Annotated in this window: 15 protein-coding genes; 5 read left to right on the top strand and 10 right to left on the bottom strand. The window is 63.8% G+C overall.

Translation table 11 applies throughout. From position 1 onward, the window contains the following. Nucleotides 1-94: 94 nt before the first annotated feature. The 3 genes from LAN64_05995 to LAN64_06005 form a co-directional block, all read right to left on the bottom strand. On the bottom strand, nt 95-619 hold the full coding sequence (locus LAN64_05995) for a DUF4149 domain-containing protein (protein MBZ5567388.1): 525 nt from the start codon (nt 617-619) through the stop codon (nt 95-97). A 73-nt stretch (nt 620-692) separates the two neighbouring features. Beyond that, nucleotides 693-1,652, bottom strand: a complete 960-nt coding sequence (locus LAN64_06000) for a MoxR family ATPase (protein MBZ5567389.1) — start codon at nt 1,650-1,652, stop codon at nt 693-695. A gap of 172 nt (nt 1,653-1,824) precedes the next feature. Continuing rightward, a complete protein-coding gene (locus tag LAN64_06005; protein ID MBZ5567390.1) occupies nt 1,825-2,694 on the bottom strand; it encodes a zinc metalloprotease HtpX in 870 nt (289 codons plus the stop codon). Between the two features lie 203 nt (nt 2,695-2,897). On the opposite strand from LAN64_06005, the gene LAN64_06010 reads away from it, so the two are divergent. Then, nucleotides 2,898-5,045, top strand: a complete 2,148-nt coding sequence (locus tag LAN64_06010) for a protein kinase (GenBank protein MBZ5567391.1) — start codon at nt 2,898-2,900, stop codon at nt 5,043-5,045. A 79-nt stretch (nt 5,046-5,124) separates the two neighbouring features. On the opposite strand, the gene LAN64_06015 is transcribed toward LAN64_06010, so the two are convergent. Further along, nucleotides 5,125-5,430: a DUF507 family protein gene (locus LAN64_06015; protein ID MBZ5567392.1), complete on the bottom strand. Its 306-nt coding sequence runs from the start codon at nt 5,428-5,430 to the stop codon at nt 5,125-5,127. After that, nucleotides 5,430-5,708: a DUF507 family protein gene (locus LAN64_06020; protein ID MBZ5567393.1), complete on the bottom strand. Its 279-nt coding sequence runs from the start codon at nt 5,706-5,708 to the stop codon at nt 5,430-5,432. Before LAN64_06020 ends, LAN64_06015 begins: the two co-directional genes overlap by 1 nt. A 209-nt stretch (nt 5,709-5,917) precedes the next feature. Here LAN64_06020 and LAN64_06025 point away from each other — a divergent pair, with 209 nt between their 5' ends. The 4 genes from LAN64_06025 (at nt 5,918) to recJ (ending at nt 10,469) form a co-directional block, all read left to right on the top strand. After that, nucleotides 5,918-6,226 (top strand): BMC domain-containing protein, encoded by a 309-nt coding sequence (locus tag LAN64_06025; protein MBZ5567394.1) that lies wholly within the window; start codon nt 5,918-5,920, stop codon nt 6,224-6,226. 106 nt (nt 6,227-6,332) lie between these two features. Next, entirely contained in the window at nt 6,333-8,120 is a 1,788-nt protein-coding gene (locus LAN64_06030; protein ID MBZ5567395.1) for an aldehyde dehydrogenase family protein, read from the top strand. Between the two features lie 18 nt (nt 8,121-8,138). Next, nucleotides 8,139-8,606: a hypothetical protein gene (locus LAN64_06035; protein ID MBZ5567396.1), complete on the top strand. Its 468-nt coding sequence runs from the start codon at nt 8,139-8,141 to the stop codon at nt 8,604-8,606. Between the two features lie 120 nt (nt 8,607-8,726). Further along, nucleotides 8,727-10,469, top strand: a complete 1,743-nt coding sequence (recJ, locus tag LAN64_06040; GenBank protein ID MBZ5567397.1) for a single-stranded-DNA-specific exonuclease RecJ — start codon at nt 8,727-8,729, stop codon at nt 10,467-10,469. A 49-nt stretch (nt 10,470-10,518) separates the two neighbouring features. On the opposite strand, the gene LAN64_06045 is transcribed toward recJ, so the two are convergent. The 5 genes from LAN64_06045 to LAN64_06065 all read right to left on the bottom strand — a co-directional run bounded on the left by LAN64_06045 (nt 10,519) and on the right by LAN64_06065 (nt 15,417). Continuing rightward, on the bottom strand, nt 10,519-10,842 hold the full coding sequence (locus tag LAN64_06045) for an antibiotic biosynthesis monooxygenase (protein MBZ5567398.1): 324 nt from the start codon (nt 10,840-10,842) through the stop codon (nt 10,519-10,521). Between the two features lie 249 nt (nt 10,843-11,091). Then, entirely contained in the window at nt 11,092-11,322 is a 231-nt protein-coding gene (locus LAN64_06050) for a hypothetical protein (GenBank protein MBZ5567399.1), read from the bottom strand. Between the two features lie 106 nt (nt 11,323-11,428). After that, a complete protein-coding gene (locus tag LAN64_06055) occupies nt 11,429-12,424 on the bottom strand; it encodes a xanthine dehydrogenase family protein subunit M (GenBank protein MBZ5567400.1) in 996 nt (331 codons plus the stop codon). Next, entirely contained in the window at nt 12,421-14,796 is a 2,376-nt protein-coding gene (locus LAN64_06060) for a xanthine dehydrogenase family protein molybdopterin-binding subunit (protein ID MBZ5567401.1), read from the bottom strand. Before LAN64_06060 ends, LAN64_06055 begins: the two co-directional genes overlap by 4 nt. A 3-nt stretch (nt 14,797-14,799) precedes the next feature. Beyond that, nucleotides 14,800-15,417, bottom strand: coding sequence for a (2Fe-2S)-binding protein (locus LAN64_06065; protein MBZ5567402.1), 618 nt, complete (start codon nt 15,415-15,417; stop codon nt 14,800-14,802). Nucleotides 15,418-15,567 lie beyond the last annotated feature (150 nt).

Consider the following 15,567-nt stretch of genomic DNA (forward strand, 5'->3'; position numbering starts at 1 on the left):
AGTTAGTAGCTCGGAGTTGGTAGTTAGCGGAGCCGCCCGACTACGCGAACCGCTTCCCACCACAAAACTAATGATGATAACAAGTGCGCGGAATTTAGGGGCGGCTGGAGAGGGAGTGCGCGTGCACGGCGTTCATTACGGGAATCGCCCAGGTCCGCGCAATGACGTAAAGAGTTGTCAGGCCGAGCAGAAGCACGATGACCTCCAGGCTGGTGGACCACTGATGCAGGTGGTTGAAGGCGACGCGGCGCGGATCGGCGGCGGGGATTTTGTCGATCTCGCCCATCTCCGCCCGTAAGGCCGCCATTTTCGGGCTGACTCCTATCTGCGAAATGAGCGTGATGACCACCATGCCGAAAACCAGCAGGTCCGGGGCGACGCTGGCCTTCACGCTGCCTGAGGTGCGATAGGCCTCGAAGGTAGAGCAGATCAGGAACACGCCACCGCAGACCACGCCCATCCAGTGCAACGAGCCGAGGGTGCGGGTGACTACCAGCCCGGAGAGATGGCGCGTCGGCAAGATGCTGAACAGCGCGGGCGCGACCACGAAGGAGAAGAAGATGATCCCGCCTACCCAGATCGCCATGGAGAGCAGCATGAAAAAGCGCAGCACGGACATACGCAGGATTCGATGCACCACTCGGAAATACGTTCTTACTTCTTAATTCGGACTTCTTACTTTTGACTTCGGTTCACACCGGCACCGGCGCGCTCTCCACGATCTCGCGCAGGATTTCCTCTCCCTGCTGCGACTTCTTCAGGGTCGAGGAGTAGCGCCCGCTGACCACCACGCGGTGGGCAAACACGTGCACCGCCAGCGCCTTGAAGTCGTCCGGGGTGGCGAAGGTGCGGCCATCGAGAAACGCCAGCCCCTGCGCCGCGCGGTAGAGCATGATGCCGCCGCGCGGAGAGACTCCCAGAGACAGATAAGCCGACTCGCGCGTGCGGTTGACAATCGCCATCGTGTATTCCACCAGTGCGTCGTCCACGCGCACGCGGGTGACTTCATCTTGAATGCCAATCACGTCGGCGGCGGTGAGCACCGGACGCACCGTGTCCAGTTGCGCCGCGCCCGCCTCCGAGCGCAGGATTTCGCGCTCGCTGACGCCGGTGGGATAGCCCATGTGCACCCGCATCAGGAAACGGTCCATCTGCGATTCCGGCAGCGGATAGGTGCCATGGTGCTCGACTGGGTTCTGCGTGGCCATGACCAGAAAAGGCTGCGGCAGGGAATATGAGTGGCCGTCCACGGTGACGTGGGATTCGTTCATCGCCTCCAGCAGGGACGACTGCGTCTTCGGCGTGGTGCGGTTAATCTCGTCGGCCAGCAGCACGTTGGTGAACACCGGGCCGCGCTTGAACTCGAAGCGCTGCTCGACGGCGGAGTACATGGAGATGCCGAGCACGTCACTGGGCAGCATGTCGCTGGTGAACTGGATGCGCTGGAAGCTGCAGTCCAGGGCGCGCGCCAGCGCCTGCGCCAGCGTGGTCTTGCCGACCCCGGGAACGCCCTCGATCAGCAGGTGGCCGCCCGCAAACAGTGTGACCAGCGCCAGGCGGATGACTTCGTCCTGCCCGCGAATGATGGTGCGCAACGCCGCCCGCAAAGCGGCCGCCCGGCTGGCCGTTCCCTGCATCGCTTGAGGAGACATTGACAGCGATTGTAAACCAGAATAGCTCTTAGCTCTTAGCTGTTAGCCGTTAGCTTTAAGACAATAAAATTCAGCGTCGAAAGGCACAGGGCGCACTTACATCACCCACTTCAAGAATCTCAAGAGCTAACGGCCAGAAGCCAAAAGCTAAGAGCTAAAAGCAAAGAGCTGCTTAGACATCGAACTCCGCCGGGCGCCCGGTCAGCCGTTCGATGCGCTTGGCGATCGGCGGATGGGTGGAGAACAAGTTGGCCCAGTTCATCCCGCCCATGCCAAGGAACGGCTGCACGATGAACAGGTGCGCCGTCGAAGGACTCGCCGCCAGCGGCACGCGCCGCGAGTAGGCGTCGAGCTTGCCCAGGGCGCTGGCCAGCGCGTAGGGATTGCCGGTGAGGTGCGCACCGCTGGCGTCGGCGCCGTATTCGCGCGAGCGCGAGACCGCCATCTGGATCATCAGCGCCGCGATCGGCGCAAGGATCATCATGAACAGCGCGCCCAGTCCCCCACCGCGGTTGCGTTCGTCGCGGCCGCCGTAGCCGCCGAACATCGCGCCCCACATCGCCATGCGCGCCAGGAACGTGATGGCGCCGGCGATGGTGGCGGCGATCGAGCTAATCAGGATGTCGCGATTCCGCACGTGCCCCAGTTCGTGTGCCAGGACGCCTTCCATCTCTTCGTCGGTAAGCAGGTTCAGAATTCCCTGCGTCACCGCGACCGAAGCATGGTTCGGGTTTCGCCCGGTGGCGAAGGCGTTGGGCGAATCCGAAGGAATTACATAAATCTTCGGCATCGGAATGCCGACACGCTGCGTCAGGCGCTCGACGATCTGGTACACGCGCGGCAGTTCCTCGCGCGTCGCCGGCTGGGCGCGGTACATGGCCAGCGCCAGCTTGTCGGAGAAAAAGTAAGAGACAAAGTTCATCACCGCGGCGAAGACCAGCGCCAGGATCATCCCGTTCTGCCCGCCGAAGTACTCGCCGATGAACAGTAGAAAGCCGGTCAGCAGTCCCAGCAGCAGGGTGGTTTTCAGTGCGTTACCCATAATGTTCTTTCCTACCTAGTTGATGCTACGCCGGCGCGAAGGATTCTCCCTCATTGGATATACGAAGGAGCGTGCGGCCAGGTTTCCGCCTCCCGCAATGGGGCGAGCCTATTCCCGAATACAGACACCGACTGACTGCCGGAATTGACTTGCGCGGTTGCCAGACCTACGATTCCGGATGGGTGAGGGGAAGGAGTGCTCCCATGCCGGGCGAAGCCGTGGCCGCCCCCGCCTCCCGCAAACTGGGGCACTACCGCATTCTGGAAAAGATTGGGTCGGGCGGCATGGGAGAGGTGTATCGCGCCCGCGACGAGCGCCTTGACCGCGAAGTGGCAATCAAGGTCCTGTCCGCTGGCGTGCTGGCCGATGAGACCGCGCGCAAGCGCTTTCGCCAGGAGGCGCTGGCGCTCTCCAAATTTAATCACCCGAACATCGCGACCATTTACGATTTCGACGCCGCAGAGGGCGCGGACTTCATCGTCACCGAGTTGGTGAAGGGCGAAACGCTGGCGGAAAGAATCGCGGCGCGGCGTCTGCCGGAGAAAGAAATCCTCGATCTGGCGCTACAACTGGCGGAGGGACTGGCCGCGGCACACGAGCGCGGCATCGTGCACCGCGATCTCAAGCCCGCCAACCTGCGTCTCACCGCCGATGGCCGTCTCAAGATCCTGGATTTCGGCGTTGCCGCGCCGTTGCCGACGCTGCCGGATAGCACCACGGCGGAAAGCGACGCCCCGCCGCCCGGGTTCGCCGGAACCCTGCCCTACATGTCGCCGGAGCAGCTGCGCGGCGAAACGGTGGACGTGCGCAGCGATCTGTACTCTGCCGGCACCGTGCTCTGCGAGATGATCACCGGGCGGCACCCGTTCGAGTCGCGGCTGTTTACGACCATGCTCGACGGCATTCTTAACAAGCCGCCGACGCCACCGTCGCGCCTGCGGCCGGAGATTTCACCACGACTGGAGGAAATCGTCCTACGCTGTTTGGAGAAGCAGGCCGCGCGGCGGTACCAGTCGGCGCGGGAGCTGGCCCTTGATTTACGCCGCGCCGCCGACAGCGGCGGGCAGGCTCGCAAGTCGATCGCGGTGCTCTACCTGGAGAACCTCGGCGGCAACAAGGAAGACGAGTACTTCCGCGACGGCATCACCGAGGACATCACCACCGAACTGGCCAAGATTGCGGAGCTGCGCGTGTTTTCGCGTTCGGCGGTGCTGGCGTTCCGCGACAAACCCGTGATGCCCACCGAAGTGGGGCGCCAGCTCGATGCCTCGCACGTTCTTGAAGGCAGCCTGCGCCGCGAGGGAACGCGGCTGCGGATCACGGCCAAGCTGGTCGACACGCGCACCGGGCACGCGGTGTGGGCCGAGCGCTACGACCGGCAGCTCGAAGATGTGTTTGCCATCCAGGACGAAATCGCGCACAGCATCGCGCGCGAGCTGCGCCTGGCGTTGAGCGAACAGGAGCAGCGCGCCATCCGCAAGATTCCCACCGCCGACATGCAAGCCTACGACTTCTACCTGCGCGGACGGCAGTTCTTCCACCAGTTTCGGCGCAAGGGATTCGACTTCGCGCGCGAGATGTTCGCCAAGGCCATCGAGCTCGATCCGGGGTACGCGCGCGCCTATGCCGGCATCGCGGATTGCAGCGCGTTCCTGTATTTCTACTGGGATTCGAGCGAGACCAACATCCAGCAGGCCGACGAGGCCAGCCGCAAGGCGCTGGAACTCGATTTCGAACTGGCGGAAGCGCACGCTTCGCGTGGCCTGGCGGCGTCCTTGCGCAAGAACTACGACGAGGCAAAGCGGGAGTTCGAAACCGCCATGCGGCTGGGGCCGAACCTCTTCGAGCCGTATTACTTCTACGCCCGAAATTGCTACGCTCAGGGCGAACTACAGCAGGCGGTGGAATGGTTCGAGCACGCCAGCCACGTCAATCCGGAGGACTACCAGGCCCCCATGTTGATGGCCAGCGCGCTGCACGGGCTGGGGCGGGCCAAGGAAGCGGGCGCGGCGTACCGTCGCGGTTTGTCGGCGGCGCAGAAGCACTTGCTCCTTCATCCCGGCGACACGCGCGCGCTGTATTTCGGAGCCAATGCGTTGTCGCAAGTCGGAGACCGAGAGCGTAGCCTGGAGTGGGCTGCGCGCGCCGTGGAACTTGAGGGCGAAGAGCCCCAGGTGCTGTATAACGTTGCCTGCGTGTACGCGCTGCTGGGCGAAGCCGAGCGCGCCATTGACTGCCTGGAAAGATCGCTGACCCACGGCTGGGGCCAGCGGCAGTGGATCGAACACGATCCTGATCTGGCAAGCCTGCGTGAGCATCCCCGCTTCCGCGCCCTGATCGGGCACAGATGATGTGGGTGTAAAAAGAGGAGGAGTTGGCACTCGTCTGAACTGAAACCAAAACTGAAACTGAAACTGAAACTGAAACTCTCTAAATCCCGAGCTTCTTGACCCCCTCGAGGTAATACTTGCGGTAGAGGATATCCCACTCCTGGCTGCCCTCCAGGATGGTGCGTTTCTGGGACTCGATCTTGCGGCGGGCTTCCTGGTCGATCTTTTTCTCCTGTGCCAGCAGCTCCTCGAGCAGGCGCCGGACTTCCAGGCGGACAGCGTTCTTTTCCTCGATGAACTCCACGTTTTCCATGCCCGCCAGGGCTTCGGCGACGGCGCGCGCCAGCACGTTTATCTTGTCGCGGCTTAGCCGATACGGCTCCTCCGACTTGACGTCCACTCGCACTACAGCACCGCCTTGTACTTGCGCACCAACTCGTTCTTCACTTTCTTGAACATCTCCTGGTAGTTGGCGCCGGTCTTCTTCATCTCGTCGGAGTAGGTTTCCAGGATGATGCGGACCTCGTCGTTGATGCGGTCTTCCAGCGTCAGCTCGTCGAGCAGCGCGGCGTGAACGCGCTCGGTGAGGACAGGCAGTTCCTTGGTTTCGATGAACTTGCCCTTGATCAGCTTTTTCGAGACCTCGCGGGCCAGGTAGCCCACATATTCTTTCGACAGGTGCATGTGCGCAATAAATCGTGGCGTTGAACAACGAGTTTAACACACCGTAGTACGCGTTAACGCGCGACAGGAGCCCTGCTCCCGCCTGCAAAAGCCTCCCGCGTTTGACCCTTTCCGCCTCGCGTAGTAAGGTACGCAGGCACTCATCTTGATTGGGCGCGGCAAGGGTCCGCCCGCTTCACGGAGCCAACATGGCAGTACTCGGACCAAACATGGAAGCGCTGGGAATGATCGAAACCAAGGGCCTGGTCGGGTCCATCGAAGCCGCCGACGCCGCCGTCAAAGCCGCCAATGTGCAACTGGTGCACAAGGAATACATCGGGGCCGGCTTCGTGACGGTGATCGTGCGCGGTGACGTGGCCAGCGTGAAAGCCGCCACCGACGCCGGAGCTGCCGCGGCGCGCCGAGTGGGCGAGCTGGTGGCGGTGCACGTGATTCCGCGTCCGCACGGCGACCTGGAAACTTCGTTGCCGATGATCAGCGGCGCCGCCCCGAAGGCGAAGAAGGCGTCGTCCGATTAGTCCGATTTCGTAATTTGGTAATTTTGTGATTTGGTAATTGCGAGCAGCGCCGCGCTCCGTGCCAGAATTACTCAATTACCAAATTACTCAATTACGAAATTCTTCCGTGGCCCACGATCCCACATCTGCTGTTGCCGTCGCTGCTGCGCCGTCCAAGGACGAGCGCTCCGTCGCCGAGGCGCGCGAACTCATCGAGCGCGCCTACAAGGCTTTCCTCGAATACCAGCTCTTCAGCCAGGAGCAGGTGGACCGCGTGGTGGACGCCGTGGCGGCCGCAGCCACCGCCAACGCCGAGAAGTTGGCGCGCCTCGCGGTGGAAGAAACCACCTATGGCATCGTCGAGCACAAAGTCCTCAAAAACCTTTTTTCGTCGCAGCGCGTGTACGAGGCCATCCGCCCGCTGAAGACGGTCGGCGTCGTGCGCGAGGACAAGGCGCAAGGCATCATCGAAGTGGCGGTGCCGGTGGGCGTGGTGGCGGCGATCCTGCCCTCCACCAACCCGACCTCAACCGCCATTTACAAGATCCTGATTGCACTGAAGGGCCGCAACGCCATCGTCATCAGCCCGCACCCGACCGCGCTGCGCTGCAGTTGCGAGGCGGCGGCGATCATGAAGGATGCCGCCATCAAGGCGGGCGCGCCCGCGGACGTGATCTGCTGCTTCAACACGCCCAGCCTGCCGGGCACCCAGGAGCTGATGAAGCACCGGCGCACCAGCATCATTCTGGCCACCGGCGGCATGAGCATGGTGCGGGCGGCTTACAGTTCGGGCAAGCCGGCGTTCGGCGTTGGGCCGGGCAATGTGCCGGCTTTCATTGACAGCAGCGCCGACCTGGCCAAAGCGGTCGCCGACGTGGTGTTCGGCAAAACTTTTGACAACGGGACCATCTGCTCGTCCGAGCAGGCCATCGTGGCCGAAGATTCGCAGCGCGAAGCGATCCTGAGAGACTTGGCGAACAACGGCGCGCACCTGCTCAGCCGCGACGACATTGAGAAGCTCGGAAAACAGATGGTGAACACGGAAACGCACACCATCTGCCCGAAGTTCGTCGGTAAGAGCGCCGCCAGAGTCGCCGAACTTGCCGGCCTGCACGCGCCGTCGAATGCGCGCGTGCTGGTGGCGCAGCTGGACAAGGTGGGACGCGACGAACCGCTCTCGGCGGAAAAGCTCTCGCCGGTGCTGGCGCTTTATTTCGAAAGAGACCGTGCGGCGGCGATGGCGCGCTGCGTCGAGTTGCTGCGCTTCGGCGGCCTCGGCCACACCTGCGCGATTCACGCCAAGGACGACGCGGTCATTCGCGAATATGGTTTGAAGATGCCGGCCTACCGCGTGGTCGTGAACAGCCCGGCGCCGCAGGGGTCCATCGGATCGTCCACCAATCTGTTTCCGGCGATGACGCTGGGCTGCGGTGCGGCGGGCGGCAACATCACCTCCGACAACATCTCGCCGCTGCACCTGATCAACCTGCGCCGGATTGCCTACGAGGTCAGACCGGTGACGGCAGTGGCCATTGCGCAGCCGGTGACGGGCGCGGCGTCAACCGCAAGTTGCGCTGTCTGTGCGACCCATACCACCGAACCAGCGGGACCGGCCACGGGGTCTGGTGTCAACTGGTCGGTCTCGCGCGCCGTGGACCGCTTCCTTGCCGCCAAGCAGGGGCCGCTCGCGCCGTCCGGCGCAAAATCGGAAGCGCCGAAACCGCAGGCTGCACCTGCGGCGCCGCCGTCGGCTGCGCCTGCGCCCAAGCCGCGCCCGGTGGACTTCGTTAGCGAGGCAGAGATTCGCGCCGCCGTAAAACGCAAGGCGAAAATTTTTGTGGGCCCCAAGACCATCATCACTCCCGCCGCACGCGACTTGGCCGCGGAGTATGATGTACTGGTGAGAGTGGACTAAGTGCCACGCCTGTCCATCATGCAAGATGACCTTACCACCTTGAAAGATGACATGACCGCCTTCATCGAAGGCCACGGCATGCGCCGCTTTCACGGTTATGTCACCGACGAAGTCACCAGCGTCATGTGGGACTCGCACGACAACGTGGAGAGCTGGAAGGATTTCGTCGAACTCGCCAAGGCCTCGGGCGCGGCGTTCCTCACCATGAGCGACGTGGCGCTCGACCGCGAGGACCTGGACTATCTCATCGAGCGCCTGCGCAATACCAATTGCACCAACGAGGAAGACGTCGATGAGGCCCGCTGGCTGCGCACCTATGTCGGCAAGACCGGCTTCCTGCAACTGGGCTGGCCCTACCAGGGGGCAATGTTCCTGTGCGAAATTTCCACCGAGTGGTACGACCGCTATCAGCGCCTGCTGGACGTTGCCGAGGAGTACGGCGGCGTCATGATCGATGAGCCCGACGATTCCGACGAAGAGCGGTAGTCCGCAGTCGGTAGACGGTAGCCCGCGGGCCGTCTATTACAACGCCGGACTACCGACTACCGACTACAGTTCAGGCAAACGCAACATCTTCTCAGCCACGCTCCGTGATAACGTTCGTTAATGCGCTGGCAACTGCGAGCCGCGGAGGAAGAGCGCGTCACGCGCCTGGCGGCGGAGGCCAAGCTCCCGCCCGTGGTCGCCCGCCTGCTCGTCGCGCGCGGTGTCACCACTGCCGATAACGCGAACCAATTCCTTAATCCGAGCCTCGACCACCTGCATTCGCCCCTCCTGATGCTCGGCATGGACAAGGCCGCCGAGCGCCTGCGCCGCGCTATCGCCAACCGCGAGCAAATTCTCATCTACGGCGACTACGACGTGGACGGCACCACCGCCGTCGTCATCCTGAAAACTGCCGTCGAGCTGTGCGGCGGCAGCGCCGAGTTTCACGTGCCGCACCGCATCCGCGAAGGGTACGGCATGAAGGACGATGTCATCGAGCGCGCCGCCGCCGCCGGTGTGTCGCTCATCATCAGCGTGGACACCGGCATTCGCGCCTTCGCCGCCGCCGAAACCGCGCAACGCGCAGGCGTGGACCTGATCGTCACCGACCATCACTTGCCCGAAGGACACGGCGTGCCGCCCGCGTTGGCGGTGCTCAATCCCAATCAGGCTGGGTGCGCGTATCCATGCAAGGCACTGTGCGGCGCGGGCGTGGCCTTCAAGCTGGCGCAACTTCTGCTGGAAGAAACGGGACGCGCCCGCCTGCTGCCGTCGTTCTTGAAGATGGTCGCCATTGCCACGATTGCGGACGCGGTGCCGTTGATCGGCGAGAACCGCGTGTTCGCCAAGCTCGGCTTGGAGGGCCTGCGTCATCCGGTAAACGTCGGCCTGAAGGCGCTGTTGGAAGTCTCGGCGCTCAGCGCGAAGAAACTGAGCGCGAGCGATGTGGGGTTCCGCATCGCGCCGCGGTTGAACGCCGCCGGACGCATGGACGTGGCGCAGGATGTGGTCGACCTATTTAGCGTGAAGGACACGGAGCGGGCCCGCGAAATTGCCGCGCGGCTAAACCAGCTCAATTCCGACCGCCAGCAGGAGGAGCAGCGCATCCTGGACGCGGTCGAAGCACGCCTGGCGAGCGCACCCGATGTTCGTGATACGTACTGTCTCGTCGTGGACGGCGACCAGTGGCATCGCGGCGTGATTGGCATTGCCGCCACGCGGGTGGTCGAGCGCTACGGACGTCCGACTCTGGTCCTCTCGCGCGAGGATGGCGAGGCCTACGGCTCCGGGCGCTCCATTCCCGCGTTTCATCTGCTGGATGCGCTGGAGTCCTGCCGCGACATCTTCACGCGCTTCGGCGGGCACGCACATGCTGTTGGTTTTTCGCTGCCGTGCGACCGCGTTCCGGCGCTGCGTGCGGCGCTCGATTCCTACGCGCGCGCGCGGCTTACGCCTGCGGACTTCGAGCGCGTCCTGGATTACGACGGCGAACTGTCGCTGAGCGAGGTCACGCCCGCGCTCTACGAGTGCTTGCAGCGGCTGGAACCGTTTGGAATGAGCAATCCCGAGCCGGTGTTTGCCGCCCGCGGGACGCGCGTCGCCTTCCCGCCGAAGATCCTGAAAGAGAAGCACGTGAAGATGCGGCTCGCCAACGGCGCCGGAAAGTACGCTCGCGGCATTGACGCCCTGGGCTGGCGCATGGCCGAGCGAGTGCAGCAGGCGTCGATTCTCGCGGGTGATTTGGTCGATGTCGCTTTTACGCTCGAAGTTAACGATCACCCTGAATTCGGCGGGCTGGAGTTGCGGCTGCAGGATATCGTCAAATCAGCGCACGCGCAGAGCGCCAGCGCCTTATCGCGCTAAACTTGGGTGCCGCCCAAGGTCTCCCGATTGGTAATCGATTCGATGGCAGTTATGCGGCCTTGCCCTTGACGATGCCGTGAGTGGTTGAGGTGTCTACGGTGAAAGACTGGACCTTGGGCGCGGTCTCGAGCAGCGGCAACAGGATCTGGGTGACGGTGAGGAACTGCTCGCGGTTGTAGCGCTCCGCGTCCGCCTCCGACTGCCAGAAACTGAGGGCGAGGATGCGGTCGGACTCGCAGTTCGAGACCATCGTGATCGTGTCAACGAACCCTCGTTGCTTTCTGAGGATGGGCAGGACCTTCTCGTTCAGCGTGGTACTGAAGGCGCGGCTCTTGCCCACTTTGGTGCGGATTTCGACCACTCGAGTGAACATGCGATTTCTCCTTTCGCAGGGCTTGGGGGAAGAAAGGAGTCGCCGCTCAATCGGCTGGCGGCGGCAAGTTGGGCGAAAGCGAAAAGGCTACGCGCTGAGGCGCGCGAGGTCAATTACCGAAGAGTGGTGCAGAAGAGTCGTTGGTCGACGGTCGATGGCAAAACAGGATCAAAGTTTCGCCCGGCCGCTTCCACCGCACACGCGAGGGCGCCCTTCGACCTCGCTCAGGGCAGGCTGCGTGCCACACCCTCATTCGCACTTGCCGGTGCCGTGGCAGCCGCGGATGGGAGAGGCGCACAGCGACGGTTCGGCGTTCATGCCGTCGGGGCCGATGCAGGTCTGGGTGTACATGCACCAGAAGCTGTGGTCGGTGCCGGTCTGCGCCGAGGGATCGCGCTCGGAGAGCACGAACTGGCCTTTCCAGCGCAGCGCGGGGCACAGGTTGGGGTGGTTCGTCAGGTCGGAAGTGCAGTCGGTCATAATGCGTCTCTCAGTCTATCGGTCGGTGTAATCGGCAACTGGGGGCTGGGGGAAAGAATCAGAACCAGCGACGCGCTACCAACTACCAACTACCAGCTACCATCTCTCACGCGCCTTTCGCGGCCTGCAAAATCGCGCGTTTGACGGCCACGTGCGCCAGCCGGATCTTGTAGCCATTCTTGCCCAGGCTCTTGCCTTCCTTCTCGGCGGCGACGACGCCGGCAGCATCCGCTGTAGTCTCGGTTACCGCCTGCCCGAGCAGTGTGGCCGCCACGTACTTGTCGCAGACCCACGGGATGGGCGCCACGTGGCCCATCACGATGCGCGCCTCCTGCACCTTATTGCCGCTCATCTTCAGCGCGACCGAGGCGGTCGCCAGCGGCCAGTCGAATTCGGCTTTCTGACGGACTTCGTAGTGGCCAAAGCGTTCGTCCGACGGAGGCGGAACGACGATCTCGGTCATGATCTCGTTGGGCCGCAGGTCGTGCTCCCGCTCACCATCCGATTTCGGAATCACGAAGAACTTTTCCAGCGGCAGTTCGCGCGCGCCATTAGGACCGAAGATGCGGACCTTGGCGCCGGCGGCGATGAGGGCGGGCGCAATGCTGGACGGCGAAACGAAGTACGCGGGGCCGTCGTTGCCGAGGATGGCGTGATAGCGGTTGTCGCCCTCGACGACGAGCGACTTGCCGCTCTGCGGGTCCTTGGCGAGCAGGCCGTAGCCGTTGCGGAAATACCAGCAGCGCGGACGCTGGCAGAGGTTGCCGCCCAGGGTCGCCTGGTTGCGGATCTGCGGGCTGGCAGCGTCGTCGGCAACGCGGGCGAGCGTTGGGTAATGCTTGCGGACGTCGGCGTTGTCGGCGAAGTCGGCGATGCGGACCAGCGCGCCAATGCGCAGCCCGGTGCGCGCGTTGTAGCTGACGGCGTCGAGACCGGCGATCGACTTGACGTTGACCAGGCGCTTGGGGGCGACGACGTCGTCCTTCATGAGCGCGAGCAGATCGGTGCCGCCGGCGAGCAGTTCGGCGTCGCCCCAGTTCTGCCCGAGAAGCCCGACGGCCTGCTCTTTGGTTTTGGGCGTGGCGTATTCGAAGGCCTTCATGCGGCACCTCCTTTCTTCTCCAGCGCAGCAAGTACGCGGTCGGGGGTGATGGGCAGGAAGGGCACGCGCACGCCGATGGCATTGGCGACGGCGTTGGAGATTGCTGCGCCGGGCGAGATCACCGGCGGCTCGCCCAGTCCGATGACGCCGCGCTCGTCGTAGCCGGGGCCGGTCATCATGTGGACGACCAGCTCGGGAATGTCGCCGTAACCGGCGAGGCGGTAGAACTGCAGGTTGGGGTTCAACATGCGGCCGGTGGTCGGGTCCATGATTTTTTCTTCGAACAGGGCGTAGCTGATGCCCATGATCATGGCGCCGTAGCACTGCGATTCGGCGGTCTTGAGGTTGATGACGAGGCCGCAATCCTGCACCGCGACCATCTTGTTGATGCGGACGATGCCGGTTTCCACATCCACGGAGACATCGGCCATCTGCGCGCCGCCAACGCCGCTGTTGGTGAGGTCGGGCGGCTTGGACGGGTCGGGATTCTTGCCATGCGCGGTAACGCCGGTGGCGCCGAGCATGGAGCACGCCTTCTTCCAGGTGACGCTCTTGCCCTGGCTGTCCTTGACGCGGATGGTGCCATAGAGGGCTTCGAGCTGGTCGGGCGGGACGCCGAGCGTGGGCGCAACTTTGGCGAGCAGTTCGTTGAGCGCGTCGGTAGCGGCGCGGCGCGATTCGGCGGAGACGGCGCCGATGGTGGTGGAGCCGCCGGAGCCGCCGTCGTGCGGGAAATTGGTGTCGCCGATCTTGACGGTGATCGCATCCAGCGGCAGGCCGAGGGTTTCGCCGATGACCATGGCGATGGCGGTGCGCGTGCCCGTGCCCAGATCCTGCGTGCCGCTGCGGTACTCGACGGTGCCGTCGGGATGGATGGTGAGGTCGCCGGCGCCCTGATGTCCGCGTCCGCCCCAGGTGTGGATGGAGAGGCCGAGGCCCTGCTTCATTGGGCCGGAAGTCTTGTCGCCGCGCGGATGCCAGCGCTTCTTCCACTGCATGAGCTCGTCGGCTTTCTTGAGCTCGGCTTCGTAAACGTTGGCGCGCGGGGTGAGCGCCAGGTTCTTCAGGAAGACGTCAAAGGGGTCCATGCCGAGCCGCGCGGCGAGGTCGTCGATGGCGCACATGGTGAGCACCGCGGCTTGCGGATGGTTGGGCGCTCGCCAAGCGCGCGCGGGGCCGATATTGGTTGCAATCGAGATGTGCTGTTTCCGCTGATTGGGAATTTCCGTGAAGATGTACGGAATGGGCGGCATATTTCCGCCCAGCGGGCCTCCCGTGCCCCAGGATTGCGAGTCCCAGGCGGTGATGGCGCCGTCTTTTTTGGCGGCGAGCTTGACGCGCGCGTGCGCCGATGGACGCGCGCCGGCGACTTCCAGTTCGGCGCGCCGGTCGAGCATGATCTTGACCGGAGCGCCGCCGGCTTTCTTCGACAACTGCGCCGCCGCCAGACTCCAGCGATCGGCGGCGAACTTGCTGCCGAAACCTCCGCCGACATGCTGCTGCTGGTTGCGAATGTTGGAGGCGGGAATCTGGATGCCAGCGCCAGCCAGAGCTCCCGCAATCTGGTTCGGCATGTCGGAGACACTCTGCGTCGAGACCTGCGTTTCCAGGTGCTCGGCATCGGGCCAGTGCGCGACCACGCCGTGCGCTTCCAAGCAGCAGTGGGTGATTACCGGTACGCCATAGAGGCCTGTGCTCGTGACCTCGGCGGACTGGAATGCCTGATCGGGATTTCCAGTCACGTTGGCGGCGGATTTCTTGAAGGGCGAGCGCGTAGTTTCCGGGGGCTTCTGCGGCGCCGATTGCAGGGCCTTGATGACGTTCTCGCCGACGTTGAAGGAGCGCATGCGTTTGACTAGGTCGTCGGCGACCGGGAAGCTGAGGCCGCGCTTCTGCACGGTGGCGGCGATCTGCGGCTCCGGCACCTGGTTGCTGAACATGTTGACCAGGTCGTCGAGCGCGAGCGGACCGGTTTCTTCGGCGGCGTCTTTGGGCTCGGTGGTGTCGTCCACGAAGTGCGGCAAGACGTTGTACTGCACCTTGATGGCGCGCAGGGCGTCCTCGGCGGTGCGCTCGTCAATGGCGGCGAGGGCGACGATCTCGTCGCCTGCCCAGCGGATTTCCTTGCCATCACCTTGCAGGACTTGAACCGCTTTGACGCCGGGCATGCGCTCGGCGGCGCTGGTGTCCACGCTGACCACCTTGGCGTGGGCGTGCGGCGAGCGCAGGATGGCGCCGGCCAGCAGGCCCTTGGGATTCTGGTCGTAGGTGTATTTCGCACGCCCCGAGACTTTGACGGGACCGTCCACTCTAGTCTGGCGCGTTCCGATCAGCGTGCGATGTTGCGCATCGGGCCACTTGTAATCCGCCATGGCTCACGCTCCCTTGTTCCCGGTCATCTGACCGATAGCGCCGCGCATGCCGTAGTAGGTACCACAGCGGCAGTAGTTTCCGCCCAGGCCCTTGACCACCTGCTCGCGACTCGGATTGGGGTTGTGCTTCAGCAGGGCGTAGCTGGCCATGACGAAGCCCGGGGTGCAGAAGCCGCACTGCTGGGCATCGTTGGCGACGAAGGCGTGCTGCAAGGGATGGAGGGCGTCGCCGCTGGTAATGCCTTCGACCGTGGTGATGCTGTGCCCCTGGGCGTCGATGGCGAGCACGGCGCAGGCGTACACCGGGCGATCGTCGAGCAGCACGGTGCAGGCGCCGCACTCGGCGCGGTCGCAGACGCGCTTGGCGCCGGTGAGGTCGAAGTTGTCACGCAGGGCGTCGAGCAGCGTGACGCGCGGCTCCAGATCGGCGCTGTACTTCTTGCCGTTGACCGTGAGCGTGATGGGAGTCTTGCCCGGGCCGTAGACTTTGACCTCTTCGCCGGCAACTTCGAGCACGGTGGGGCCGACCACCGCGGGAACCGCCGCAGCGACGGCGGAAATTTTCAGGAACTCGCGGCGGGAGACGCCTTGCTCTTTCACTTTCGGATCATCGTCGGGCATGTTTGCCTCCGATGCATAGGGAGTCGATGGTGGTTGGTCGATAGCCGTACGGAACCGGCCAGCGGCTGCTGACAAAATGAGAAGTATAAATCGAGAGGGGGAGGGAAGACCAGTCGATGGCTGTTTACCAGTCGATGGTCGTTGGCCGTA

The organism is Terriglobia bacterium (assembly GCA_020073185.1).
Taxonomy (GTDB): Bacteria; Acidobacteriota; Terriglobia; order Terriglobales; family Acidobacteriaceae; genus JAIQGF01.

Coding starts and splice junctions, on each gene's coding strand:
- LAN64_05995 (MBZ5567388.1), bottom strand. CDS start 619: ATGTCCGTGCTGCGCTTTTTCATGCTGCTCTCCATGGCGATCTGGGTA.
- LAN64_06000 (MBZ5567389.1), bottom strand. CDS start 1,652: ATGTCTCCTCAAGCGATGCAGGGAACGGCCAGCCGGGCGGCCGCTTTG.
- LAN64_06005 (MBZ5567390.1), bottom strand. CDS start 2,694: ATGGGTAACGCACTGAAAACCACCCTGCTGCTGGGACTGCTGACCGGC.
- LAN64_06010 (MBZ5567391.1), top strand. CDS start 2,898: ATGCCGGGCGAAGCCGTGGCCGCCCCCGCCTCCCGCAAACTGGGGCAC.
- LAN64_06020 (MBZ5567393.1), bottom strand. CDS start 5,708: ATGCACCTGTCGAAAGAATATGTGGGCTACCTGGCCCGCGAGGTCTCG.
- LAN64_06025 (MBZ5567394.1), top strand. CDS start 5,918: ATGGAAGCGCTGGGAATGATCGAAACCAAGGGCCTGGTCGGGTCCATC.
- LAN64_06035 (MBZ5567396.1), top strand. CDS start 8,139: ATGCAAGATGACCTTACCACCTTGAAAGATGACATGACCGCCTTCATC.
- recJ (MBZ5567397.1), top strand. CDS start 8,727: ATGCGCTGGCAACTGCGAGCCGCGGAGGAAGAGCGCGTCACGCGCCTG.
- LAN64_06045 (MBZ5567398.1), bottom strand. CDS start 10,842: ATGTTCACTCGAGTGGTCGAAATCCGCACCAAAGTGGGCAAGAGCCGC.
- LAN64_06050 (MBZ5567399.1), bottom strand. CDS start 11,322: ATGACCGACTGCACTTCCGACCTGACGAACCACCCCAACCTGTGCCCC.
- LAN64_06055 (MBZ5567400.1), bottom strand. CDS start 12,424: ATGAAGGCCTTCGAATACGCCACGCCCAAAACCAAAGAGCAGGCCGTC.
- LAN64_06060 (MBZ5567401.1), bottom strand. CDS start 14,796: ATGGCGGATTACAAGTGGCCCGATGCGCAACATCGCACGCTGATCGGA.
- LAN64_06065 (MBZ5567402.1), bottom strand. CDS start 15,417: ATGCCCGACGATGATCCGAAAGTGAAAGAGCAAGGCGTCTCCCGCCGC.